This window comes from Nocardia sp. KT25-26, from assembly GCF_056627695.1.
This window is the reverse complement of record NZ_CM152813.1, coordinates 1350320-1373083: the sequence shown is the minus strand read 5'-3', so window position 1 is coordinate 1373083 and position 22764 is coordinate 1350320. Positions and strand designations below refer to the sequence as shown.

Here is a 22764-nt window from a genome sequence, read left to right as displayed (position 1 = left end):
TACCCGTGTTCAGCAACATCGGCTGGGGCGAGCTGATGGTCCTCCTCGTCGCCGCCCTCGTGATCCTCGGCCCGGAGCGGCTGCCCGGCGCCATCCGATGGACCACGCAGGCCCTGCGCCAGGTGCGCGACTACGCCACCGGCGCCACCTCGCAGCTGAAGCAGGAACTCGGACCCGAATTCGACGATCTGCGCAAGCCCCTCGCGGAACTGAACGAACTGCGCAGCATGAGCCCGCGCGCCGCGGTCACCAAGCACTTGCTGAACGGTGACGATTCGGTGCTGCGCGATCTGGAGAAGGCGGTGCCCGACAAGAAGGAACTGTTCGGCACCGCCAGCGGCATGCCGGACAGCGGCAGCACCCCGCCGACGCCGCGGCCGCTGCAGCCGAACGAGCGGCCCCCGATCGATTCGGATGCCACCTGACCCGGGATAACACACCGTATGGTCTGATTTGCCGGATGGTCGCCCACATCCCGCGTGAACCCCGGCCACCTCACCCGATCGCCAATTGCTGCGGACGGCACTCCGACTGCCGTTGCCGCACAGCACCGTTCGGCGTCAACCGGGATTTACACGGATTCCCGGTCAGGTGTCTAGACTTCGCACATGTCGGCCGATGACGTGGCGCGAGTCTTCGCGATCGAGGACAAGGTCGAGCGGCTCAAAGCGGCTACCGACGGGGTGGCGGCAGCGCAGCAGACCATCAACGAACTCACCCGGATCCGCCGCGCGGTGATCCGGGAACTACATGCCGAGGGCTGGACCTTTGCCCGGATCGGCGCCGCCGCCGGACTGTCCCGGGCCCGGATCCATCAGGTCAGCACCCAGGGCCCGGTCCCGGAAGGGCTGTTCTTCGGCCACGGGTCGCTCACCGTTGTCGCCCCGGAGGTCCGCGCCGGGCGCCTACTCGGCGCACCCGACCCGGCGGCCGCCCATCGACTCGCAGATCTGCTGCGCCAGCTGGGTTTCCCCGCGACGGTGGAAACCTTCCGCCCCGGACGGCCCATCGACCTGAATCGCAACGGCCTGGTGATCCTCGGCGGCCCCGAACTGTCGCCGACCCTGCGTCAGCTCAGCTCCGCCGACCCGCGCCTGCGGCGCACCGTCACCCGCAACGGCGACACCCGCCGCGGTATCGAGGATCGCGCCGCACGCCGGCTGTACCGGCCGACCGGCACCGACCCCCGGGATATCGCCTACCTGGCCCGGCTGCCCCGGCCGGACCGGCGCGGCACCGTCCTGCTCATCGACGGGCTGCGCCCGCCCGGCTCCCTGGGTGCCGTTCGTTTGCTGGCGACCCGGCTGTCCACCCTGCACGAACGGGCCGGCACCCACCCGTTCTCGGTCCTGATCGCGGTCCGATACGACCGAGCGACCGGAGAACCACTCGATGCCGACCTGCTCACTCCGATTTACCGGCACGAATCGGACCCGAGGTCTGCTCCCACTCGCGTTCGTATGTGACATGCCCATTTGTGACCCATACCTGTGATCTGAGTCACTACACTGTTATGGATGGCCACCCACGCCCGATGTCCGGGGTAGCCAGCGAGTAACCATTAGCAAGCAGGGTAGGTGAACTCCTGATGTTCTCGTCCTCGGGCGGCGACGCATGCCGGCTGCTCCCCACGTACTCCACCTCCACCGACGAACTGGACAACCGCCCTGAAATCGGCCTCACCACGCACCGGGTCACCTACAGCGACCGACTGAAGGTCTTCCTCGGACCGCACGAGGACATCGGCAGCTTCCTCCGCCCGATGCGCCGCATGGACGGCCACCACCGTTTCTCGCTGACCCTCACCCGGCTCCCCGAACCGGTTCCGGCGGACGAGATCACCACCACCATCGACTACACGCTGGGCACGAACGCCTTGCACTGCGCCGGTTCCGCCGACGCCATGCTGGTCCAGCTGCACACCACGGTGGACGGTGAACCGCACCACTACACGCTGGGCCGCCCCGGCGACCGCACCGGCCTGCCGACCGTCTTCCTGCCACACGGCGACCGGGACACCTACATCTACCCCGGCGAGGTCTTCGACTTCGGCGCCGCCGCCCGGGTCTTCCGCACCTACTTCGAAACCGGATCCGCCCCCGGTGATCTGCACCACCGCGAAATGTTCGTCTGAATTCCACCCGCCGTGCCACCGTCACCCGCAGGTCGCCCGCTGTTCAGACGTGTCCGGAAAACTACCGCCGGACAATGCTCCCCGTGGCCACCGGCCACCCGTACCGGCGGACGGTGATCCCATGCCCGCACCCCTGCCCCGGCGGACCGCCGGCAAGCGCGATACCGAACGGCGCGACGACGCCCGCCCACCCAAGGAACACATCGCCCGCGTAGCCGACGCCGTCCGCACCTGGGCCGAAGACCCGACCACCACCGGCGGACACCGGGACCGCTGACCGTTCGCCCGGCCGCATCGAATCCGACGGCACCACATTCACCGTCACCGTCGGGCGCACCGCTGAGTGCCCAGCCCGGACCTTGCATCGAATTGCGCGGTCGTGCACCACCGGCGATGCACGACCGCACTGTTCGATGCAAGGGGGCCGCACGAATGCTCCGGTCGGCTCGGGGCTGCTGCGGTCGGAAACTTCGAGGCCGAATCGAACCGGGCCGCCTTCGACCGGGATGCACCGGCTTCCCGGATCGGTCACCCCAGATGGCGGAGCGGCGTCCGAGCTCAGCCGCAATCGGCCGAACCGTGCTACGAGGTCGCGACAGCGACAAAACCACCACGGCCATCCGGGAGTCACCGCCGGTAGGTGGCTGTCACCACCGGACTCGTCGCCGCCCCGGCCGATGGTGTGGGCGAGCGATACGACGGTCGGCCCGCGGGCGAGCAAGCCGACCGGAGCCCACGGCGTGCGGATCACCGGGACGGGGCTGGGCGCCGTACCGGGAATCGTGCGCGGTGCCGCCGATGCGGGCCGGGTGGCGCCGCATACGCCATCCGCGTCGGCCTCGTACGCCGTGCGTATCGAGCGGCGTCCGAGATCAGCCTCGATCGGCCCCATCGTGCCGCGAGGTCGTGACAGCGCCGGGACGACCACGGGCATCCGGGAGTCACCGCTGGTAAGTGGCCGTCACCACCGGATTCTCGCCGCACTGCGACCTGTTCGATGCGCGACGACACCGAGTCCCGGGGCGCCCCGCCCGGGCGCGCCGTCGGCCCGGGCGGGGCGCCCCTCAGCCGAACTCGTCGCCGCCCCGGCCGATGGTGTGGGCGAACGATACGACGGTCGGACCACGACGAGGTGGCAGGTCGCGGCGCGCGTGCCGGTGGGGTACGTGAGTGAAGGCGGCGGTCATGGATAGGTGTGATCGGGGTGCGGGCGCGCAAGCCGAGCAGGGCCCACGGGGTGCGGATCACCAGGGTGAGGCTGGGCGCCGTACCGGGGGATCGTGCGCCGTGCCGCCGATGCGGGCCGGGGCGCCGCATACGCCATCCCGCCGGCCTCGTATGCCGCGCGTATCGAGCGGCGCGCTGGGGCCGGTTTACGCGGCCGGACCAAAGGTGATCGGCGGAATCGACCAACGGCGGGGTCGCGCCGCATACGCCATCCGCACCGGCTGCGCACGCCGCGCGTATCGAGCGGCGCACTGGGGCCGGTTTACGCGGCCGGACCAAAGGTGATCGGCGGAATCGACCAACGGCGGGGTCGCGCCGCATACGCCATCCCGCCGGCCTCGTATGCCGTGCGTATCGGGCGGCGCGCTGGGGCCGTTTTCGCGGCCGGACCAAAGGTGATCGGCGGGATCGACCAACGGCGGGTGGCGCCGCATACGCCATCCGCACCGGCTGCGCACGCCGCGCGTATCGGGCGGCGCGCTGGGGCCGGTTTACGCGGCCGGACCAGGGGTGTTCGGCGGGGTCGACCAACGGCGGGGTGGCGCGCTGCGGGCCGATCGGGGTCGGGGGTCTCTGGTAATCTGCCGGGCAGTCGAGCCGTCGGACCGAGGGGGGCGAATATGCGGATGAACGCTGTCGTACGGCTGGCCGGGGCGGTGATATCGGCCGGGCTGCTGGTGGCCGGGTGCGGGTCCGGGGGCGAATCGGAGGACTCGTCCGGGACGCCGACCAGTACGTTGACATCGACCGGGCTGGAGTTGAATGTGCCGGCCGGGTACGACCCCTGTGTGGATGTGCCGCAGGAGGTGCTGGATTCGGAGCAGCTCGTGAAGGCCCTCGCGGACAACACTGCGAATGCGGATGGTCCTGGTGGTACCAAGTGGCGTGGATGCGCCTGGGTTCAGCCGGATGGATACGCCGTATCTATCCGGGCAACCAACCTCACCATTCCATTCCTCCGCGAGCAGTGGAAGATCGATCAGCGCGAGTTCACCGTCGACGGACGCCCGGCAATTCTGGCTCGCCGTGACGAGAGCCGGGGAACCGAGATTTGTACGGTCAACGTCGAGATGCAAGGCGGAACTCTAGAATTCCAGCTGGACAACCCGCCGTCGAATGACAAGACCGGACATCTCGACACCTGCGACCTGGCGATACCACTCGCCGAAAAGGTCGTACCGACCATCCCAGCTGGTTTGTGAGCAACTACGGCTTCCACGTGAGTTGAAGGGGGACTACCTGTGACCGAGAAGACTCCGATGGCGAACCTGATAGCGGACGCCCAGGAGGGACGCTTGAGCGTGTCGATCGAGCCGGAAGACTTTGTCTACATCGACCGGGACTGCGAACGTTTCAAGACCCTGATCCGCAACCTGCAGCGGGAAGCTCAGGACATCTCCCAAATCGAAGCAGCCCAATGGGGTATCGGCGCCGACAACGAGCGCCTCACCTCCGCTCAGACCCTGGTCTCCCGGTTCCGGGAGAAGGCCAAGGGGTCCGACAACAGTGTCCACGCCGTGCTCGAGGAGCACTACCGGATCGTCGACGATATCCAGACCCTGCACAAGGTCATCATGCAGCGGTACCTGGATACCGATGCCGAATTCGCCGGTCGGGTGAATGCACTGCTGGCCCGGCTGCCGGAGTCGCCGACGCCGATCGATCCGTTGCTTTCCGAGCCGGGGGTCGGCCAGCCCGAACCGCTTTCGCAGGGATAACCCGATGGCCGAGTACGAGGATCCGCAGATCATCGATGGCGGGGAACGGCCGAAGAGTTTCAAGCATGTCGATATCAACAATTCGTTCGAACCGACCCAGCCGACCGAGTCCTGGGGAATTTCAGGGCGATACAGCGACCTGTCGGCGAACTGGGAAGCCGGGGTGGAAGTGTTCACCGCCAGTATCCGCAAGTCCATCGCCGGTGCCTGGTCCGGCGAGGCCGCCGACGCCTCGCTCGACGCGATCACTCGCTATGCCGAGGCCGCGCACGCGCTGACCGACCCGCTCACCGAACTCGGCAGCCGGGTGTTCGACGCCGCGAACGCCATTCAGGAGACGAAGAACCGGCTCCCGGAAGCGATCGAGGAACTACCCGGCTGGGATCCACGGTCGTGGAACATCATCGACGGCAGCCATTCGGGCAACAAGATCGAGGAGGCCCAGGAGGAAGCCCAGCAGGTGATGTCCGATCACTACGTGTCGCAGTTCATCGACTTCGACGAGAAAGTGCCGGTATTGCCGAAAGCGCTGGACCCGACCGCACCGTACGACATCGACGCACCGACCACCGGACGTCCGGTCGGCCCCGGTACCGATCCGGGCGACGGCGACGGTCCAGGCGGAACCGGGATCCCGAGCACCGGCGATACGACCGAGGATCCCGGGTCCGGCGGCCCGACCGAGGAGCCGGATTCCACCGACGACGACTCGACGGCGCAATCCCCGTGGGACGCCGAGCAGTCCACGGACCCGAGCAGCAGCACGGACGAGGACACTCCGGTGTCCACCACCCCGGCGAGTACCGACCCGGCCGGGATGCCCGGCACCCCGAGTTCGGGCACACCCGGCTCGGGAACCCCGGGCCCGGGTACTCCGGGCGGCCCCGGCGGCGGTGGCCCCGGTTCCGGTACGCCCGGTTCCGGCGCGCCCGGAGCCGGGATGCCCGGGGCCGGGATGCCCGGGGCCGGACGCAACGTGCCGGGCAGCCCCGGCGGCGGAACCCCGGTTACGGCCGCACCGGGCGGCACACGACCCGGCCGCGGCATGCCCGGGATGGGTGGCATGCCGATGGGTGCCGGTGCCCGCCCGGGCGGCCGGGACGAGGAAACGTCGCGGACGACCCCCGACTACCTGATCAACCAGGAGAACGCCGACGAGCTGATCGGCGACCTGCCCAAGACCCTGCCCGGCGGGCTGATCGGCGCCGACCCCGAGCCCGAGGACCACCGCTGATGCCGTCCTGGAAACTCGACACCGAAACCTTCGCCGCGCTCTGGTACAGCGACGCCGTCGACCGTTTCCCGCGGCCGCTGAAATACCTGAGCCGCTTCGCCTTCGAAGGCGAATTCGCCCGGTTCCGCACCGCGGTCCGGGCCGGCTACGACCGGGACGAACTCGAAGCCGTCGAGCTGGCCATGCACACCCTGGCGGCCTCGCAGGCGCGGATCGAGGTGTTCGGCGCCACCTGCCGGCACCATGCCAGCACCGGCCCCGGCGACATCAAGGAGTACCGCATCGTCGGTGCCCGCAATCTGCACCGGGCTGCGGTCGCCGTCCAGGGCGTCCGCGGTGACGAACACGGCGATATCCGCTTGGCCCTGCTGAAGGCCGACAGCCTGCCCGAAGCCGTGGCGCGGGCCGTCCCGGACTGCCGCCCCGGCACCGAACGCCCCGCCACCTTCGACCCCGCCGACCTCGAATCCCGGCGCGACGGCTACCTCGTCGATATCGCGCACAACACCCCGCGCGAACGCTACCGCCGCCTGGTCCACCGCCCCAGCGACGGCGCCGGTTCCGCCCGGCTGCTCATCGGCGCCCTGCACACCCGCCCCGACCCCGCCGCCCTGCTCCGCTGGTACGACATCACCGCCGACGGCCGCTACACCGAAACCCGCGGCACCCACATCAATGTCCGCCCCGCCACCCGCCCCGATCTCACCGACCGCTTCGGGAACTGGATGGACCGCGCCGCACGGCACCGCCACCAGACGCAGTCCGCCCGCTGGTAGCCCGGCGGCCCGCGCACTGCTGACTCCGCCCGAGCCACATCCGAAATCCACTCACTGCAACCAGATCCGGTGCGCGCCGGGCACGCACCATACGGTCGACCCTGCCTCCTGGCGCCCCAGCCCTCGACCGAACCCCATCCGGTCTGCCGGTGCCTTCCCGACTTGGGACAACGAGCTCGCCGCCCCGGACCGAGCCGCTTGTCCTCGCTCGAGGATTCATGTCCGGCACCGATCGGTTCGGATGTGCGAGACTCGGCCGGTTCAACCGAGACAAGCCACCCACTCCGATACCGCCGACCACCACCGAGCGCAGCACCAACACCGGGCATCCGCGCCATACGCCCGGACAGAGACAGCTGGCTCTCGGTCACCAGTCCCGTCCGCACCGGTGTGGACCACGGACCGGATGACCGCACCCGTGAGCGGGCAGAGCCACGAAGCCGAACCCCGGCGCCCAGCGGGCACCAGTTCCCGAACCGGGGCAATCCGTGCCATACGGCCGGGTCGTGGCCCACCGTTTCAGGCGGTGCGGACCAGAGCGCCCCTGGGACGAACCTGAGCTGCCGGCACCCGCCCGACAACGAGCAGGGCCGACGAAGCGGGACCCGTTTCCCGAAACGCCCACCTCCGAGCGACAAACCGGCGTCCTGGACGGCTGACCCGGTATTTGTCGCTCAGAGGTGGGCGGTTTACGAATAGGTACCCCGGAGGTCGGGGCCGTTTCTCAGGCAGCCACTTCGGCCGGTCGCAGGGTGGCCATGGGTGGCCGGTCCTCGAGCGAGATGTCGGTGCGGTGGGCGACGAATTCGCCGTCGACCAGGGGGAACTGGGTGAGGGCGGCGCCGGAGTCGGTGATTCCGCTGCGGCCCAGTGCGGTGCCCAGGATCTGGCGGCTCATCACGCCGAGGTCCGACAGCGGGCGGTTGCGGTGGGTGCGGACACCCAGGTTCACCTGGGTGATGGCGTGCATGCCGAGGCGGTCGTAGGTGTCCAGCAGCAGGCCGATCTCGACACCGTAGCCGGGGGCGAACGGGACCGCGGTGAGCAATTCCCGGGTCCCGGCGTATTCGCCGCCGAGCGGCTGCAGCACCTGGGCCAGCTCCGGACGCAGGGCGGCCAGCAGGGGGCGGGCGACGAGTTCGGTGACCCGGCCGCCGCCGTTGGCGTCCACCGCCTGCCCCTGCCGCAGCGGGCGCCGGTAGTAGGCCTTGGACAGGTGGGTGTCCGGGGTGGTCAGCAGCGGGCCGAGCAGTTTCGGCACGAACATCGGATCCGGATCGATGAGGTCGGAGTCGACGAAGGCGATCAGATCGCCGGTGGTGCAGGCCAGTGACCGCCACAGCACCTCGCCCTTGCCGGGGACGGGGTCGAGTTCGGGGACGGCCTCCTCGCGGGTGACCACCTCGGCGCCGGCGGCGCGGGCACGGGCGGCGGTGGCGTCGGTGGAACCGGAGTCGACGACGATGAGTTCGTCGACCAGGGTGCCCAGCAGTGGCCGGATGCTGGCGACGACGGCAGCGACGGTGGCTTCTTCGTTCAGGGCGGGCAGCACGACCGAGACGGTGCGGCCGGCTTTGGCGGCGACCAGGTCGGCGACCGGCCAGCCGGGATCGTCCCAGGTGTGTGTCAGTGCCCAGGCGGGCTCGCGGTGGTGGAATTTCATACCAGACCTCGCAGAGTTCGTGCGGGGGGCCGGATGCCCTGGATGGCGGCGATCATGTCCACGACCCGCCGGGTTTCGGCGACTTCGTGGACCCGGAATATCCGAGCTCCTGCGGCGGCCGACCAGGCGGTGGCCGCCAGGGTTCCCTCCAATCTCTCGGATAGTCCGACACCGAGTGTCTCCCCAATGAAATCCTTGTTGCTCAGCGCCATCAACAGGGGCCACCCGGTTTTTACAAGAACGTCCACTCTGCGCAACAACTCGAGCCCGTGATAGGTGTTCTTCCCGAAATCGTGTGTCGGGTCGATGATGATTCCGTCGGATCGCACCCCGGCCTCGGAAGCTTTCTCGGCCGCCGTGACGAGCGTGCCGGTCACCTCGGCGACCACATCGGCATAGCGCACCCGATGCGGCCGGGTGCGCGGCACCGCACCGCCGGTATGGCTGCACACGATGCCGGCACCGGTCTCGGCGGCGACGTGGACCAGGTCCGGATCGGCCCCCGCCCAGGTGTCGTTGATCAGGTCGGCGCCCTCGGCCACCGCGGCCCGCGCGACCCCGGCTCGCCAGGTGTCCACGCTGATCAGCAACTCGGGGTATTTGCCGCGGATGGCAGCCACGAACGGCACCACCCGTTCGGTCTCCTCCGCGGCGTCCACGGTGCGGCCGGGTCCGGCCTTCACACCCCCGATGTCCACCAGGTCGGCGCCCTCGTCGACGACCCGGGCCACCCGTTCCATGGCGGCCGTATCGCCGAACGTCGCCCCCCGGTCGTAGAAGGAATCCGGGGTGCGGTTGACGATCGCCATCACCAGCGCCCGGTCGTTGGGGACGGCACGACCGCACAGCGTGTCACCGGACGCAGGTCGAACCATGCACCCGACTCTACAGAGCGGGTCCGGTGCCCGAGATGTCCGTCTCGTCAGCGGGGACGCTTGCCGGCGGCCACCTCGTCCGGGTACTCAGGGTAGAACGGCACATAGCCTTCGTCCCGGGCCGAGAGGACGTACAACGGCGTCTCCTGGTCCGGCGTGAAGCCCTGTTTGCGCAGTTCCACCTTGCGGCTCTTGAAGGTGGAGGTGGTCTCCAGTTCGTCGACCACCCGGATGAACAGCGGGACGGCATAGAACGGGAGCCGGTCGCCGACGGCGGCGGCCAGTGCCCGGCCGTCGAATTCGTGACCGTCCCGCAGGGTGATCGCGGCCATCCCGGCCTTCCCGTCGGCGCCGGGGACCTCGACGCCGAAGACCACCGACTCGCGGACGTCCGGCGCCTGGTTCACCGCGGCCTCCACCTCGGTGGTGGCGACGTTCTCGCCCTTCCAGCGGAAGGTGTCGCCGAGCCGGTCGACGAAGGCGATGTGCCGGAACCGCTGGTCGCGGACGAGGTCGCCGGTATCGAACCAGCAGTCGCCGGATTTGAAGCCGTCGCGGACCAGTTTGGCTTCCGATGCCGCCTTGTCGGTGTAACCGTCGAAGGGCTGCCGGTCGGAGACCTTGGCCAGCAGCAGGCCGACACCGCCGGAACGCACCCGGCGCAGCTTCCCGTCGGGGCCGCGGCGCGGTTTGCCGGTGTCGTCGTCGTATTCGACGATGGCGTACGGCAGCGCGCCGACACCGGCCGTGCGGTCGACCCCGAAGGCGTTCACGAAGGCGAGGGGGGCTTCACTGGACCCGTAGAACTCCACGATCCGGTCGATCCGGAAACGGGTACGGAACTCGTCCCACAGGTCCGGGCGCAGGCCGTTGCCGACCACCAGCCGCACCCGATGTTCCCGTTCGACGGGGCGTTCCGGCTGGTTGAGCAGGTACCGGCAGAGTTCCCCGATGTAGATGAAGGCGGTGGCGTCCTCTCGGACGATTTCGTCCCAGAAGCCGGATGCGGAGAACTTGCGGCCGAGCACATAGGTGGCCTCGCCGGAGAGCACCGCGGATAGCGCGACCGTCAGAGCGTTGTTGTGATACAGCGGCAGGCAGCAGTACAGGGCATCGTCGCCGCGCAGCCGGATGCCGAGCCCACCGAGGCCGGACATGCTCTTGTTCCAGCGGTGATGGGTCATGACGCTGGCCTTCGGCATGCCGGTGGTGCCGGAGGTGAAGATCAGGAAGGCCCGCTCGCCCGCGGTCACCTCGGTGCACACCGGCGGGTCGGTGTCCGGCGCGGTGTGCGCCGCGGCCGCCAGTTCCTCGGCGGGCAACAGGTTCGCCGGCAGTTCCGGCAGCGAGTCGAGGGCCTCGCGGCATTCTTCGCCGACCACGTCGAGCACGCTGTCGAGCAGCCCGAAGCTGTGCGCCAGCACCTGATCACGCTGATGGTGGTTGAGCAGCCCGACGGTGCCGCCCAGCTTCAGCACGGCGAGCACGGTGAACAGTGTCTCCGGCCGGTTCGTCATCAGCACCCCGACCACCTGGCCGCGGGAGACGCCGCGCGCGGACAGCACCGCTGCGTACCGGTTCACCTCCCGGTTCGCCGCCCGATAGGTGTAGCTGCGGCCCTCGAACCGCAGGAACACCCGATCCGGATGCTTGTGTGCCGTGCGCTGGAAGTACTTGCCGATCGACACCTTGTCGGCGGGTTTGGCCAGCATGCCGACGGCATTGCGCAGCATCGACGGCGAATCGAGGGCCATCCCGGGCAGCGCCTTGGCCAGGTCGAACAGGCTCACGGAATTCTTGCTCACCGATCGGTCTCCTCGGATCGTGGGTCGGGTCGCTGCGCGGACCGGGACCGGCCGGACCGCTCGGTATCCGCGCCCGGTTGCAGGGCCGCGAACGCGGCGGGCACATCGGGCACCACGGTCAGGCGGTTCCAGGCACCCGCCGAAACCATCCTGCGGGCACGGAGTCCGTCGAGCCAGCCGAGCAATCCGGTGTAGTAGCCGTCATAGTCGAGCAGCACCACCGGTTTGCCGTGTTCACCAAGGTATCCGCCGGTCCAGGTCTCGAAGAACTCTTCCAGGGTGCCCGCGCCGCCGGGCAGGGTGAGGAAGGCGTCGGCGTGCTCGTCCATCAGCTGTTTGCGCTGCCGCATGGTGTCGGTGACGATCAGCTCGTCGGAGGCGATATCGGCGACCTCGGTGTGGATCAGGTGCTTCGGGATCACTCCGACGGTCGGGGCGCCACCGGCCCGGGCCGCGGTGGCGACGGCGCCCATCATCGACACGTGCCCACCGCCGGAGACCAACCGCCAGCCGCGCCGGGCGATCTCGCTGCCCACCCGGGCGGCGAGGGAGATCAGCTCGGGTTCGGTCGTCGAGGCCGAGCAGTACACGCACAGCGAGAACGGTGCGGTCACCATTCGTCCTCGGTGCCCAGCGTCTCCAGGTTGCTCTGCTCCTGGGCGGCCTGTCCGACGATCTCGACCACCTCGTCGATGCTGTCGGTGATGTGGATCAGATCCAGATCCCCCGGGGAGATCTTGCCGGAGGCGGCGAGCGAGTCGCGCAGCCACTGCACCAGTCCGGACCAGTAGTCGCGGCCGAACAGGATGATCGGGAACCGGGTGATCTTGCGGGTCTGCACCAGGGTGAGCGCTTCGAAGAGTTCGTCCAGGGTGCCGAACCCGCCGGGCAGACAGACGAAGGCCTGCGAGTACTTGACGAACATCGTCTTGCGGACGAAGAAGTACCGGAAGTTGATCCCCAGGTCCACCCAGTCGTTGAGCCCCTGCTCGAACGGCAGCTCGATACCCAGGCCGATCGAGTAGCCACCCGCCTCGGACGCGCCCCGGTTGGCGGCCTCCATCGCACCCGGCCCGCCGCCGGTGATCACCGCGAAACCGGCATCGGCCAGCGCCGCACCGATCGCCAGGCCGGTTCGGTACTCCGCGTCTTCCTCGCCGGTCCGGGCCGACCCGAACACGCTCACCGCATGCGGCACCTCGGCGAGGGCACCGAAACCCTCGACGAACTCGGCCTGGATGCGCAGCACCCGCCATGGGTCCGTATGCACCCAGTTGCTGTCGCCGCGCTGATCCAGCAGGTTGCGGTCGGCGGTCCGGCTGCCCGGTTTGCGGCTGCGGCGGAACATGATCGGCCCCCGGAACTTGGCGGTGTTCTTCGGTTTCTCGGCACCATCGTGAGCAGCGGACATGTGCTCAAACTACCGGGCGGAACCGACCGGCGAGACCCGGCCACGCCTGCCCTGCCCCGGGGCAGCCGGCTCAGCCCTGCGTGAGGTAGCTCCGCAGCATGGCGGTGACCGCGGTGATCTGGGCCAGCGGGACGTGCTCATCGCGCTTGTGGGCGAGGTTCGGGTCGCCGGGGCCGAAGTTCACGGCCGGGACGCCGCGGGCCGCGAAGCGGGAGACATCGGTCCAGCCGTATTTGGCGCGGACACCGCCACCGCCGTGCGAGTTCACCGAATCGATCAGGCCGCGCGCGGCGGGCGCGGCCAGCCCGGGCAGTGCGCCCGGCGCAGCATCGGTCACCTCGAAGCCGACATCGAGCCCGGCGAACACCTCGCGCACATGCTCGACCGCCTGCGCCACGGTGCGGTCCGGCGCGAACCGGAAGTTGACGTCCACCTCGGCGACATCGGGCACCACATTGCCTGCCACACCGCCGGAGATTCGGACCGCCGAGAGTCCCTCGCGGTACCCGCAGCCGTCGATGTCGACCGCACGCGCCCGGTACTCGGACAGCCGGGTCAGCACCGGCGCCAACCCGTGCACGGCATTGGTGCCGAGCCAGGACCGCGCCGAATGCGCCCGCACCCCGGTGCTGGTGAGCCGCACCCGGATGGTGCCCTGACAGCCGGCCTCGATCCACCCGCCGGACGGTTCGCCCAGAATCGCCAGATCGCCGTCGAGCCAGGCCGGCCGCTCCCGTTCGATCCGGGCCAGGCCGTTGAACTCGGCGGCGATCTCCTCGCAGTCGTAGAAGATCAGCGTGAGGTCGTGGGCCGGTTCGGCGATGGTGGCCGCCAGATGCAGGAACACCGCATCACCGGACTTCATGTCCACGGTGCCGCAGCCGTACAGCACGTCGGCATCGTTCTCGGTGGTGAACCTGCCCGGCACATTGTCGGCGATCGGCACGGTGTCCAGGTGCCCGGCCAGCACCACCCGGGTCGGCAGGCCACGGTCGGTGCGGGCCAGCACCACATTGCCGTCCCGGACGATCTCGAATTCGCTGGTCTGCTCCCGCAGCGCGGCTTCCACGGCATCGGTGATCACCACCTCGTCCCGCGACACACTGGGGATGTCGACGAGGGCGGCGGTCAACGCAATCGGGTCGGCGCGCAGATCGAGAGTCACCGGATCAGCGTAGGACCCCGGCCCCGCCGCGCGGTCTCCCGGGGGCGGACACAGTTCGCGGCGGCGAACAGGCAGAATGGGAGCCGTGAGCATTCAGGGAGCAACTGCAGTCGGCATCGCGAACGTGACCTCGGACGGCACGATTCTGGACACCTGGTACCCGAGCCCGGAACTGGGCGAATTCACCGAGACCGGTACCCAGGTCCTGACCGAGGCGCCCGCCGAGTTCGCGGCACTCACCGGGAAGGACGAAGCGCGCGGCGTCGAGGTGGTCGCGGTGCGCACCACCATCGCGGACCTGTCGGCCGCGCCGGTCGATGCCCACGACGTGTACCTGCGGCTGCATCTGCTCTCGCATCGCCTGGTTCAGCCGCACGGCCTCAGCCTGGAGGGCCAGTTCGGCCTGCTCAGCAATGTGGTGTGGACGAATCACGGGCCGTGCGCGGTGGCGGATTTCGAGTCGACCCGGTTGAAGCTGCGAGCCCGCGGTCCGGTGACGGTGTACAGCGTGGACAAGTTCCCGCGGATGGTCGACTACGTGCTGCCCACCGGCGTGCGGATCGGTGACGCCGATCGGATCCGGCTCGGCGCGCACCTGGCCTCGGGCACCACGGTCATGCACGAAGGATTCGTGAACTTCAACGCCGGCACCCTGGGCAACTCGATGATCGAGGGCCGCATCTCGGCCGGTGTGGTGGTCGGCGACGGCTCCGACATCGGTGGCGGCGCCTCCACGATGGGCACCCTGTCGGGCGGCAACAAGACGATCATCTCGGTGGGCGAGCGTTCGCTGCTGGGCGCCAACTCCGGCCTGGGCATCCCGCTCGGCGACGACTGCGTCATCGAAGCCGGCCTGTACCTCACCGGCGGCAGCAAGATCACCCTGCCGGACGGCAAGACCGTCAAGGCCGCCGAACTGGCCGGGCAGAACAACCTGCTGTTCCGCCGCAACTCGACCACCGGCGCCATCGAGGTCGTCTCCCGCAAGGGCACCGGCATCGAACTCAACGCCGACCTGCACGCCAACGACTGACCGCCTGGTTCGAGGGGGGACACCCTCACATCAGGTGTTTGCGCAGTACCTCGAGGTGGGTCGGGCGGGCGGCCTGCAGCCGCTCCCGGCCCGCCTCGGTGAGCGCCAGGAAATTGGCGCGACGATCGTTCTCACAGGCCGCCCGCTGGACCAGGCCGGCCTTCTCCAACCGGGTCACCGTGCGCGACAGGGCGCTCTGACTCAGGTACATCTCGGCTTCGATGTCCTTCATCTTCACCTTCTCCACCTGGGCCTGACCGCAGCGGCCGCCCAGGACCTGCAGTAGTTCGAATTCGCTGAGCCCGAGCCGGTGCTGCGACTGCAGGGTGTTCTCCAGTTCGCAGGACGTGTCGTGGTAGAGGCGCAGGGTTTCGGACCACTTCGCACAGACATCGTTGTCGGAGTCGTGGTACATGATCCGAGGATAGCATGTCAAGTCATTTAATGCACCGTCATTACATGTGTTGACATTCAATGCATACGCATTTAAGTTACCTCTCGTGACCCTGACAGCATCCGCACCCGAGAACCCGACCGTCGCCACATCTGCCGAACAAACCGCAGGTCGTTGGGGGCCCAAGCTGTGGGCCATCCTGTTCGTCGCCGGACTGGCGATGTTCCTCGACGCCCTCGACGTCTCCATGGTCGGCGTGGCCCTGCCGTCCATCGGCGCAGATCTGGGCCTGGACACCGCCGCACTGCAGTGGATCGTGAACGGCTACATCCTCGGCTACGGCGGCCTGCTGCTGCTCGGTGGCCGGGCCGCCGATCTACTCGGCCGCCGGCAGGTGTTCCTCACCGCACTGGTGGTCTTCGGGATCGCCTCACTGGTCGGCGGACTCGTCGACTCCGGCGGCCTACTGATCGCGACCCGCATCATCAAGGGCGTCGCCGCCGCCTTCACCGCCCCGGCCGCCCTGTCGATCATCACCACCACCTTCAAGGAAGGCCCGGACCGCAACCGCGCCCTGTCGATCTTCACCATCTTCGGCGCCACCGGGTACGCCTCCGGCCTGATCATGTCCGGCCTGCTGACCGGGATCGATTGGCGGCTCACCTTCTACCTGCCGGTGGTCGTGGTCACCGGTGTGCTGATCACCGCCTGGTTCGTGGTGCCGCGCAATATCGAACGGGAAGAAGGCCGGATCGATCTCACCGGCGCCGTCCTGCTGACCGGTGGCATGCTCGCCGCCGTCTATACCATCGTCACCGCACCCGAGACCGGCTTCACCGCCACCGTCACCGCGACCGCACTGCTGGCCGTCGTGCTGCTGGGCACCTTCTTTGTGGTGGAGAACCGGGTGAGCCATCCGCTGGTGCGGCTGAGCATCTTCAAGGTGCGTTCGATCGTGCGGGCCAACCTGGCCGCGATGGCGATCTTCGGCTCCTACCTGAGCTTCCAGACCATCGTGTCGCTGTACCTGCAGAACACCATGGGCTGGGAACCGATGCAGCTGGCTCTGGCGCTGGCACCGACCGGCATCCTGGTGGCCATCGTCTCACCGATCGCCGGCCGGTTCATCGACCGCTTCGGCACCACCCCGATGATCGTCGCCGCGATGGGCTCGTTCGTCACCGGCTACCTGTGGTTCCTGGCCCGCGGCGGTAACCCGGAACCGGCCTACGTGCTGGACTACCTGCCCGCGTTCCTGCTGCTCGGCCTCGGCTTCGCACTGGGCTTCTCGGCCGTGATGGTGCAGGCCACCGAGGGCATCGCCGACCATGAGCAGGGCCTGGCGTCCGGCCTGGTGCAGACCTCGTTCCAAATCGGCGGCGCGGTGGTGCTGGCCGTGGTCACCGGACTGATCGGCGAGGTGACCTCGGACGGGATCGCCGGCTACCGGCCCGGCCTCTACCTGGTGACCGCGGTCGCGGTGGTCGGCCTGCTCGCCTCGGCCTCGGCCTTCCTGGCCCGCCGGCAGCCGCTCGCCGAAGCCGCCTGATACCGGGGTCGAAACACCCGCGAATGGGGTCGCCGTCCGGCGGCCCCATTCGCTGTACCACTCGGCGGCACCGGGTCGCGCCGTCGAATCAGGGCTGCACCGGCAGCTGCTTCTTCTGCACCTTGCCCATGGCATTGCGGGGCAGCGAGTCGACGATGCGCACCTCACGGGGCCGCTTGTGCACCGAGAGCTGGGTGGCGACGTGGTCGATCAGCCGCTCGGGCAAGTCGTCGCCGGACGTGTTCCGGGGCACCACGAAGGCGACGATGCGCTGGCCCAGATCGGCGTCCGGCAGGCCCGCCACGGCGACCTCGGCCACCTCCGGATGTCCGAGCAGCGCGGTTTCCACTTCGCCGGCCCCCACCCGGAATCCGCCGGTCTTGATCAGATCGACGGATTCGCGGCCGACGATACGGTGCTGCCCGTCCGGTTCGATCACGGCGACATCGCCGGTGACGAACCAGCCGTCCTCGGTCCAGCTCGCCGCGGTCGCCTCGGGCCGGTTCAGGTACCCGTCGAACAGCATCGGGCCGCGCACCTGCAGGCCGCCGATGCTCGTCCCGTCGTGCGGCACCTCCGCCCCGTTCTCGTCGCGCAGCCGGGTCTCGACGCCCGCCACCGGCAATCCGACCATGCCCGGCCGACGTTCCCCATCGGCTCGGGTGGACACGGTGATCATGGTTTCGCTCATCCCGTACCGCTCCACCGGCGGCGCGCCGGTCAGTTCGGCCAGCCGGTCGAACACCGGCACCGGCAGCGGGGCACTGCCGGAGACCAGCAGCCGGGCCCGCCGCAGTTCCCGGGCGGCGGCGGGGTCGTCGACGATCCGGGACCACACCGTCGGCACCCCGAAGTACAGGGTGCCGGGCGCCTCGGCATAGGCCTGCGGCGTCGGCCTACCGGTGTGGATCACCGGACTGCCGACCCGCAGCGGACCGAGGATGCCCAGGATCAAGCCGTGCACATGGAACAGCGGCAGCCCGTGGACCAGCACATCCGCCGCGGTCCAGGCCCAGGCGTCGGCGAGCGCATCCAGCCCGGCCGCGATCGCGCGCCGACTGAGCAGCACTCCCTTCGGTGAGCCGGTGGTACCCGAGGTGTACAGGATGAAAGCCGTGGCGGCGGAATCGGGTTCGGGATAGGTATGCCAGGAGCGGGCATGCCGGCGCACCGGCACCACCGGCAGGCCGGTGCCTTCCGGTGCGGCACCGAGCCAGGCCTGGGCGCCGGAATCGCGCAGGATGTGGTCGAGTTCGGCGCTACCGGAATCCGGTGGCACCGGCACCACGGTGACCCCGGCGATCAGGCAGCCGACCACCGCCAGCACCGTCGACACCGTCGGTTCGGCGAGCACGGCGACCCGGTCGGCGCGGGCGATCCGCTCGGCGACCGAGGTCGCGGCACCCAGAAGATCGCTGCGCGACAACGTGACCCCGTCGATGGTGACGGCGTCCGGGATATCGGCGCCGTTCGCGACGGCGATCGGGTTCAGCGAGGAGAGCAGCGGCTGACCGTACGGCATCCGTCCACGCTAGCCGGACGCGCGGACGCGATACCGCACCGGTCCGGCGCAGCGGGCGGAAGGGATTCCGGTGCCGGACCCGTTGACACCCCGCCGATGCAGTGAGAACTTTTATGTAGCACTATCTCAATGGCGAGACGGGACGGCGATGACCAGCTCTGCGAATGCCCGGTCCGGCGAGGCCGGGATCACCGACTTCGATATCCGCGACGATCTCAACGGTGCCGCCGCCTTCTTCGGCGCCACCGCCAATGTGATCATGCAGCTGAGCAACCCGCCGGTCGGGTACGGGGTCGCGGAATCCACCGTGCACAGCGGCAGCATCATGAAACACCCGGTCAAGCGCACCCGAACCACGCTCACCTACCTCTCGGTCGCGCTGCTGGGCGACGACACGGACCGGGCGGCGTTCCGGGCTGCGGTGGACAGCGTGCACAAGTTCGTCCGGTCCCGCCCCGACAGCCCGGTGAAGTACAACGCCTTCGATCCGCGCCTGCAGCTGTGGGTCGCCGCCTGCCTGTACTGGGGCACGGTCGACATCGTGACCCGGATGATGGGCCCGAACGACGACGCCACCGCCGATGCCTGGTACGCCTACGCCGCCCGGATGGGCACCACCCTCCAGGTACCGCCGGACCTGTGGCCGGCCGACCGCGCCGCCTTCGACGAGTACTGGGAAACCAACCTCGCGAAGGCGACCGTCGACCCGACCATCGCCGCCTACTTCGAGGCCCTGCTGGACCTGAAGATGGTGCGGCCACCGCTGCGGCAGCTGTTCGCCCCGTTTCACCGCTGGTTCACCACCGGCCTGCTCCCCGAACACCTCCGCGACGAACTCGGCCTCACCTGGACCGCCCGCGACGAACAGCGCCTGAACCGGCTGCTGCGCACCACCGGCCGCATATCCGGCGCACTCCCCCGCCCGATCCGCAGCTTCCCGTTCAACGCCCTGCTGCTGGACATGCGCCGCCGCCACCGCCGCGGCATCCCGCTGGTCTAGCCCATGTGCGGATACCGGTAGTCGGTCGGCGGGACGAAGGTCTCCTTGATGATCCGGGCGGCCACCCAGCGCAGCAGGTTCTGCGGCGACCCGGCCTTGTCGTCGGTGCCCGAGGCGCGGGCGCCGCCGAACGGCTGCTGACCGACGACCGCACCGGTGGGCTTGTCGTTGATGTAGAAGTTGCCCGCGGTGAAACGCAGGGCGGTGGCGGCCTGTTCGATCGCCTGCCGGTCCTCGGCGAACACCGCGCCGGTCAGGGCATACGGGGCCGCGGAATCCACCTCGGCCAGTACCGCGTCGAAGGCGCCGGGCATCGAATCGTCGTAGACGAACACCGACAGGATCGGAGCGAAGTATTCGGTGCGGAAGGCGTCGTCGTGCGGATCGTCGGCCAACAGCACCGTCGGGCGGACGAACCAGCCGACCGAATCGTCGCCGGTACCGCCGACCGGGATCTCCAGCCCGGCCGACCGGGCCCGCTCCAAGGCGGTCATCGCCTTGTCGTAGGCCCGCCGGTCGATCACGGCACCACCGAAGTTCGACAGATCGGCGATATCGCCGTAGCCGATGTTCTCGACCTGTCCGAGGAAGTCCTCCCGCATCCGCCGCCACAACGACCTGGGCAGATACGCCCTGGAAGCCGCCGAACACTTCTGTCCCTGGTATTCGTAGGCGCCCCGGATCATCGCCGTGCGCAATGCCGCCGGATCCGCCGACGGATGCGCCACGATGAAGTCCTTCCCGCCGGTCTCCCCGACCAGGCGGGGATAGCCGCGGTAGGTCTGCAGGTTGGTGCCGACCTCGCGCCACAGGTACTGGAACGTGCGGGTGGAGCCGGTGAAGTGGATACCGGCCAACCGCGGATCGGTGAGCGCGACCTCGGACAGTTCGACCCCGTCGCCGGTGAGCAGGTTGATCACCCCGGGCGGCAAACCGGCCGCCTCCAGCACCTGCAGCACGTAGTAGGCGGCCAGCGTCTGCGTCGGGGCCGGCTTCCAGATGACGGTATTGCCCATCAGGGCGGGCGCGGTCGGGAGGTTTCCGGCGATGGCGGTGAAGTTGAACGGAGTGATCGCGTAGACGAACCCCTCCAGCGGCCGGTAGTCGGCACGATTCCAAGCCCCCGCGCCGGAATTCGGTTGCTCGGCGAGGATGTCGCGGGCGTAGGCGACATTGAACCGCCAGAAGTCGATCAGCTCGCACGGCGCATCGATCTCGGCCTGCATCGCCGATTTCGACTGCCCCAGCATGGTCGCCGCGGCGACGGTCTCCCGCCACGGCCCCGACATCAGATCGGCCGCCCGCAACAGAATGGCGGCCCGGGCATCGAACGGCATCGCCCGCCATTCCGGCGCCGCGGCGGTCGCGGCATCGATCGCGGCCCGCGCCTCCTCATGCCCGGCATTCGCATAGGTGCCCAACACCAGTTCGTGCCGGTGCGGGGCGACGATCGAGCGCCGTTCCCCCGCCCCCACCCGATGCTTACCGCCGATCACCAGCGGAATATCGAGCGTCTCGGAACTCAGCTCGGCAAGTTTCTTCTCCAGCCGCCCCCGCTCCGGAGTACCCGGTGCATAGCTGTGCACCGGCTCGTTGACGGGTTTCGGCACAACCGTGACAGCATCCATACCCCAGGCTAGCGCTGAATCAGCGAGTCTCGGTTGCGCCGCCCGAGGCGAGTTGCACCGACAGCCCGACGGATGCCGACATCCACCCGTGGACACCCCCTGTGCCTGCGCCGGGCGTGGCGAGCGCCCGATTTCCGCGTGGCACCCGCCGAGCCGGTGCGCGACCTGGTCAGTCTGCCCGCAACCGCTCGGCAGCGGTCGCCACCCGCTCGTCGGTTGCGGTCAGCGCGATCCGGACGTGTTCCGGGGAGCGCGGGCCGTAGAAGTCGCCCGGAGCGGCCAGGATGCCCCGGTCGGCCAGCCGGTCGAGGGTGGCGCGGCAGCTCTCACCGCGGGTCACCCACAGGTACAGACCGGCTTCCGAATGGTCGATGCGGAAACCGGCGGCCAGCAGGGCCGAACGCAGGGTCTCGCGGCGGGCGCGGTACTTCTCCCGCTGGGCGTTCTCGTGCGCATCGTCACCGAGGGCCGCGGTCATGGCGGCCTGGATCGGCAGCGGCACCATCATGCCGGAGTGTTTGCGCACCGCCAGCAGTTCTGCCACCAGAGCGGGATCGCCGGTGACGAAACCGGCCCGGTAGCTGGCCAGATTCGATGTCTTGGACAGCGAATGGATGGCCAGCAGTCCGGTGTGATCGCCGCCGCAGACCTCCGGATCGAGAATCGAATGGGCCTTACCCTCCCAGGTCAGGCCCAGGTAGCACTCGTCGGAGGCGACGATCGCACCGCGTTCCCGGGCGAATGCGACCACCTTGCGCAGGTGGTCCACGCCGAGCACCTTGCCGGTCGGGTTGGACGGCGAGTTGATGTAGATCAACGCCGGGTTGACCGGGCCGATCTGGGTGAGCCCGTCGGCCCGCCACGGCTTCGCACCGGCCAGCAGGGCGCCGACCTCGTAGGTCGGGTACGCGATCTCGGGGATGACGACCGTATCGTCGGCGCCGATACCGAGCAGCCGGGGCAGTCCGGCGATCAGTTCCTTGGTGCCGATCACCGGCAGCACCGCCGCCGGATCGAGCCCGGTGACCCCGAACCGGCGCGCCATCGCCTCGACCGCGGCGGTGCGCAGCGCCGGAGTGCCGTGCGTGGTCGGGTACCCGGGTACCTCCGCGACCGATGCGAGCGCCTGCCGGATCAGCGGATCAACCGGATCGACCGGGGTCCCGACCGAAAGGTCCACGAGCCCCCCGGGATGCGCCGCCGCCTTCTCCTTGACCGCGGCGATGGTGTCCCAGGGGAACTCCGGCAGCAGACTGCTGACCCTCATTCGTCCGCCATCGGCGGCAGGCCCTTGATGAACGGCGGGTCGTAATCGACCTTGCCGACCTTGGTGGCGCCACCGGGCGAACCCAGCTCATCGAAGAAGTCGACGTTGGCGTTGATGTAACCGCTCCACTGGTCCGGGGTGTCGTCCTCGTAGAAGATCGCCTCCACCGGGCAGACCGGCTCACACGCACCACAGTCCACGCATTCGTCGGGTTGGATGTACAGCATGCGGCCACCCTCGTAGATGCAATCCACGGGGCATTCCTCGATGCACGCCTTGTCCTTCACGTCAACGCACGGTTCAGCGATGATGTACGGCACTGCCGTTCTCCTAGTCTGTCCTCACCTGCGGGTCACTCCGCCA

At 69.1% G+C, this 22764-nt stretch carries 22 protein-coding genes; 11 read left to right on the top strand and 11 right to left on the bottom strand.

The annotated features are described in order from the left end of the window. Nucleotides 1-5 precede the first annotated feature (5 nt). The 8 genes from tatB (at nucleotide 6) to AC1HFH_RS06195 (ending at nucleotide 7089) form a co-directional block, all read left to right on the top strand. Nucleotides 6-425: a Sec-independent protein translocase protein TatB gene (gene tatB / locus AC1HFH_RS06230; protein WP_480246480.1), complete on the top strand. Its 420-nt coding sequence runs from the start codon at nucleotides 6-8 to the stop codon at nucleotides 423-425. Nucleotides 426-608: 183 nt separating this feature from the next. Continuing rightward, nucleotides 609-1466 carry a hypothetical protein gene (locus tag AC1HFH_RS06225; RefSeq protein ID WP_480246479.1) on the top strand — a complete coding sequence of 286 codons (858 nt, stop codon included), beginning with the start codon at nucleotides 609-611 and terminating at the stop codon, nucleotides 1464-1466. A gap of 122 nt (nucleotides 1467-1588) precedes the next feature. Next, nucleotides 1589-2134: a hypothetical protein gene (locus AC1HFH_RS06220; protein WP_480246478.1), complete on the top strand. Its 546-nt coding sequence runs from the start codon at nucleotides 1589-1591 to the stop codon at nucleotides 2132-2134. A 121-nt stretch (nucleotides 2135-2255) separates the two neighbouring features. Then, complete coding sequence (locus AC1HFH_RS06215; RefSeq protein ID WP_480246477.1) at nucleotides 2256-2411, top strand: hypothetical protein; 156 nt, start codon at nucleotides 2256-2258, stop codon at nucleotides 2409-2411. 1570 nt (nucleotides 2412-3981) lie between these two features. Continuing rightward, on the top strand, nucleotides 3982-4563 hold the full coding sequence (locus AC1HFH_RS06210) for a DUF3558 domain-containing protein (protein ID WP_480246476.1): 582 nt from the start codon (nucleotides 3982-3984) through the stop codon (nucleotides 4561-4563). A gap of 39 nt (nucleotides 4564-4602) precedes the next feature. Next, on the top strand, nucleotides 4603-5079 hold the full coding sequence (locus AC1HFH_RS06205) for a hypothetical protein (protein WP_480246475.1): 477 nt from the start codon (nucleotides 4603-4605) through the stop codon (nucleotides 5077-5079). A gap of 4 nt (nucleotides 5080-5083) precedes the next feature. Further along, nucleotides 5084-6313 (top strand): WXG100 family type VII secretion target, encoded by a 1230-nt coding sequence (locus AC1HFH_RS06200; protein WP_480246474.1) that lies wholly within the window; start codon nucleotides 5084-5086, stop codon nucleotides 6311-6313. After that, a complete protein-coding gene (locus AC1HFH_RS06195) occupies nucleotides 6313-7089 on the top strand; it encodes an ESX secretion-associated protein EspG (protein WP_480246473.1) in 777 nt (258 codons plus the stop codon). The genes AC1HFH_RS06200 and AC1HFH_RS06195 overlap by 1 nt, the downstream gene beginning before the upstream one ends. 724 nt (nucleotides 7090-7813) lie before the next feature. Here AC1HFH_RS06195 and AC1HFH_RS06190 read toward each other — a convergent pair. From AC1HFH_RS06190 to dapE, 6 genes are all read right to left on the bottom strand, one after another. Then, complete coding sequence (locus tag AC1HFH_RS06190) at nucleotides 7814-8752, bottom strand: glucosyl-3-phosphoglycerate synthase (protein WP_480246472.1); 939 nt, start codon at nucleotides 8750-8752, stop codon at nucleotides 7814-7816. Beyond that, a complete protein-coding gene (folP, locus tag AC1HFH_RS06185; RefSeq protein ID WP_480246471.1) occupies nucleotides 8749-9627 on the bottom strand; it encodes a dihydropteroate synthase in 879 nt (292 codons plus the stop codon). The genes AC1HFH_RS06190 and folP overlap by 4 nt, the downstream gene beginning before the upstream one ends. A 47-nt stretch (nucleotides 9628-9674) precedes the next feature. Further along, the gene (locus AC1HFH_RS06180) at nucleotides 9675-11381 is read right to left on the bottom strand and encodes a long-chain-acyl-CoA synthetase (protein WP_480247730.1); all 1707 of its coding nucleotides are present in this window, start codon (nucleotides 11379-11381) and stop codon (nucleotides 9675-9677) included. Nucleotides 11382-11428: 47 nt separating this feature from the next. After that, nucleotides 11429-12049, bottom strand: coding sequence for an LOG family protein (locus AC1HFH_RS06175; RefSeq protein WP_480246470.1), 621 nt, complete (start codon nucleotides 12047-12049; stop codon nucleotides 11429-11431). Beyond that, the gene (locus AC1HFH_RS06170) at nucleotides 12043-12843 is read right to left on the bottom strand and encodes an LOG family protein (protein WP_480246469.1); all 801 of its coding nucleotides are present in this window, start codon (nucleotides 12841-12843) and stop codon (nucleotides 12043-12045) included. Before AC1HFH_RS06170 ends, AC1HFH_RS06175 begins: the two co-directional genes overlap by 7 nt. A 70-nt stretch (nucleotides 12844-12913) precedes the next feature. Then, nucleotides 12914-14008, bottom strand: coding sequence for a succinyl-diaminopimelate desuccinylase (gene dapE, locus AC1HFH_RS06165; RefSeq protein WP_480246468.1), 1095 nt, complete (start codon nucleotides 14006-14008; stop codon nucleotides 12914-12916). An 85-nt stretch (nucleotides 14009-14093) separates the two neighbouring features. Between dapE and dapD the strand changes: the two genes are divergently transcribed. After that, nucleotides 14094-15041: a 2,3,4,5-tetrahydropyridine-2,6-dicarboxylate N-succinyltransferase gene (gene dapD / locus AC1HFH_RS06160; RefSeq protein WP_480246467.1), complete on the top strand. Its 948-nt coding sequence runs from the start codon at nucleotides 14094-14096 to the stop codon at nucleotides 15039-15041. Nucleotides 15042-15066: 25 nt separating this feature from the next. Here dapD and AC1HFH_RS06155 read toward each other — a convergent pair whose 3' ends face one another. Further along, a complete protein-coding gene (locus tag AC1HFH_RS06155) occupies nucleotides 15067-15456 on the bottom strand; it encodes a MarR family winged helix-turn-helix transcriptional regulator (protein ID WP_480246466.1) in 390 nt (129 codons plus the stop codon). Between the two features lie 85 nt (nucleotides 15457-15541). Between AC1HFH_RS06155 and AC1HFH_RS06150 the strand changes: the two genes are divergently transcribed. Continuing rightward, complete coding sequence (locus AC1HFH_RS06150; protein ID WP_480246465.1) at nucleotides 15542-16984, top strand: MFS transporter; 1443 nt, start codon at nucleotides 15542-15544, stop codon at nucleotides 16982-16984. An 88-nt stretch (nucleotides 16985-17072) separates the two neighbouring features. Here the strand turns inward: AC1HFH_RS06150 and AC1HFH_RS06145 are convergent, their stop codons facing one another. Further along, a complete protein-coding gene (locus tag AC1HFH_RS06145) occupies nucleotides 17073-18506 on the bottom strand; it encodes an acyl-CoA synthetase (protein WP_480246464.1) in 1434 nt (477 codons plus the stop codon). A gap of 148 nt (nucleotides 18507-18654) precedes the next feature. Here AC1HFH_RS06145 and AC1HFH_RS06140 point away from each other — a divergent pair, with 148 nt between their 5' ends. Then, entirely contained in the window at nucleotides 18655-19506 is an 852-nt protein-coding gene (locus AC1HFH_RS06140) for an oxygenase MpaB family protein (protein ID WP_480246463.1), read from the top strand. Here the strand turns inward: AC1HFH_RS06140 and pruA are convergent. The 3 genes from pruA to fdxA form a co-directional block, all read right to left on the bottom strand. After that, complete coding sequence (gene pruA / locus AC1HFH_RS06135; RefSeq protein WP_480246462.1) at nucleotides 19503-21134, bottom strand: L-glutamate gamma-semialdehyde dehydrogenase; 1632 nt, start codon at nucleotides 21132-21134, stop codon at nucleotides 19503-19505. The two genes, AC1HFH_RS06140 and pruA, sit on opposite strands and share 4 nt — an antisense overlap. 169 nt (nucleotides 21135-21303) lie before the next feature. Then, the gene (gene dapC, locus AC1HFH_RS06130) at nucleotides 21304-22401 is read right to left on the bottom strand and encodes a succinyldiaminopimelate transaminase (RefSeq protein WP_480246461.1); all 1098 of its coding nucleotides are present in this window, start codon (nucleotides 22399-22401) and stop codon (nucleotides 21304-21306) included. Next, a complete protein-coding gene (gene fdxA, locus AC1HFH_RS06125; RefSeq protein WP_480246460.1) occupies nucleotides 22398-22721 on the bottom strand; it encodes a ferredoxin in 324 nt (107 codons plus the stop codon). Before fdxA ends, dapC begins: the two co-directional genes overlap by 4 nt. Nucleotides 22722-22764: the final 43 nt, after the last annotated feature.

Coding starts and splice junctions, on each gene's coding strand:
- AC1HFH_RS06170 (WP_480246469.1), bottom strand. CDS start 12,843: ATGTCCGCTGCTCACGATGGTGCCGAGAAACCGAAGAACACCGCCAAG.
- pruA (WP_480246462.1), bottom strand. CDS start 21,134: ATGGATGCTGTCACGGTTGTGCCGAAACCCGTCAACGAGCCGGTGCAC.
- AC1HFH_RS06145 (WP_480246464.1), bottom strand. CDS start 18,506: ATGCCGTACGGTCAGCCGCTGCTCTCCTCGCTGAACCCGATCGCCGTC.
- AC1HFH_RS06140 (WP_480246463.1), top strand. CDS start 18,655: ATGACCAGCTCTGCGAATGCCCGGTCCGGCGAGGCCGGGATCACCGAC.
- AC1HFH_RS06180 (WP_480247730.1), bottom strand. CDS start 11,381: ATGGCCCTCGATTCGCCGTCGATGCTGCGCAATGCCGTCGGCATGCTG.
- AC1HFH_RS06175 (WP_480246470.1), bottom strand. CDS start 12,049: ATGGTGACCGCACCGTTCTCGCTGTGCGTGTACTGCTCGGCCTCGACG.
- AC1HFH_RS06195 (WP_480246473.1), top strand. CDS start 6,313: ATGCCGTCCTGGAAACTCGACACCGAAACCTTCGCCGCGCTCTGGTAC.
- AC1HFH_RS06190 (WP_480246472.1), bottom strand. CDS start 8,752: ATGAAATTCCACCACCGCGAGCCCGCCTGGGCACTGACACACACCTGG.
- AC1HFH_RS06210 (WP_480246476.1), top strand. CDS start 3,982: ATGCGGATGAACGCTGTCGTACGGCTGGCCGGGGCGGTGATATCGGCC.
- dapC (WP_480246461.1), bottom strand. CDS start 22,401: ATGAGGGTCAGCAGTCTGCTGCCGGAGTTCCCCTGGGACACCATCGCC.
- AC1HFH_RS06155 (WP_480246466.1), bottom strand. CDS start 15,456: ATGTACCACGACTCCGACAACGATGTCTGTGCGAAGTGGTCCGAAACC.
- AC1HFH_RS06200 (WP_480246474.1), top strand. CDS start 5,084: ATGGCCGAGTACGAGGATCCGCAGATCATCGATGGCGGGGAACGGCCG.
- AC1HFH_RS06220 (WP_480246478.1), top strand. CDS start 1,589: ATGTTCTCGTCCTCGGGCGGCGACGCATGCCGGCTGCTCCCCACGTAC.
- AC1HFH_RS06215 (WP_480246477.1), top strand. CDS start 2,256: ATGCCCGCACCCCTGCCCCGGCGGACCGCCGGCAAGCGCGATACCGAA.
- folP (WP_480246471.1), bottom strand. CDS start 9,627: ATGGTTCGACCTGCGTCCGGTGACACGCTGTGCGGTCGTGCCGTCCCC.
- AC1HFH_RS06225 (WP_480246479.1), top strand. CDS start 609: ATGTCGGCCGATGACGTGGCGCGAGTCTTCGCGATCGAGGACAAGGTC.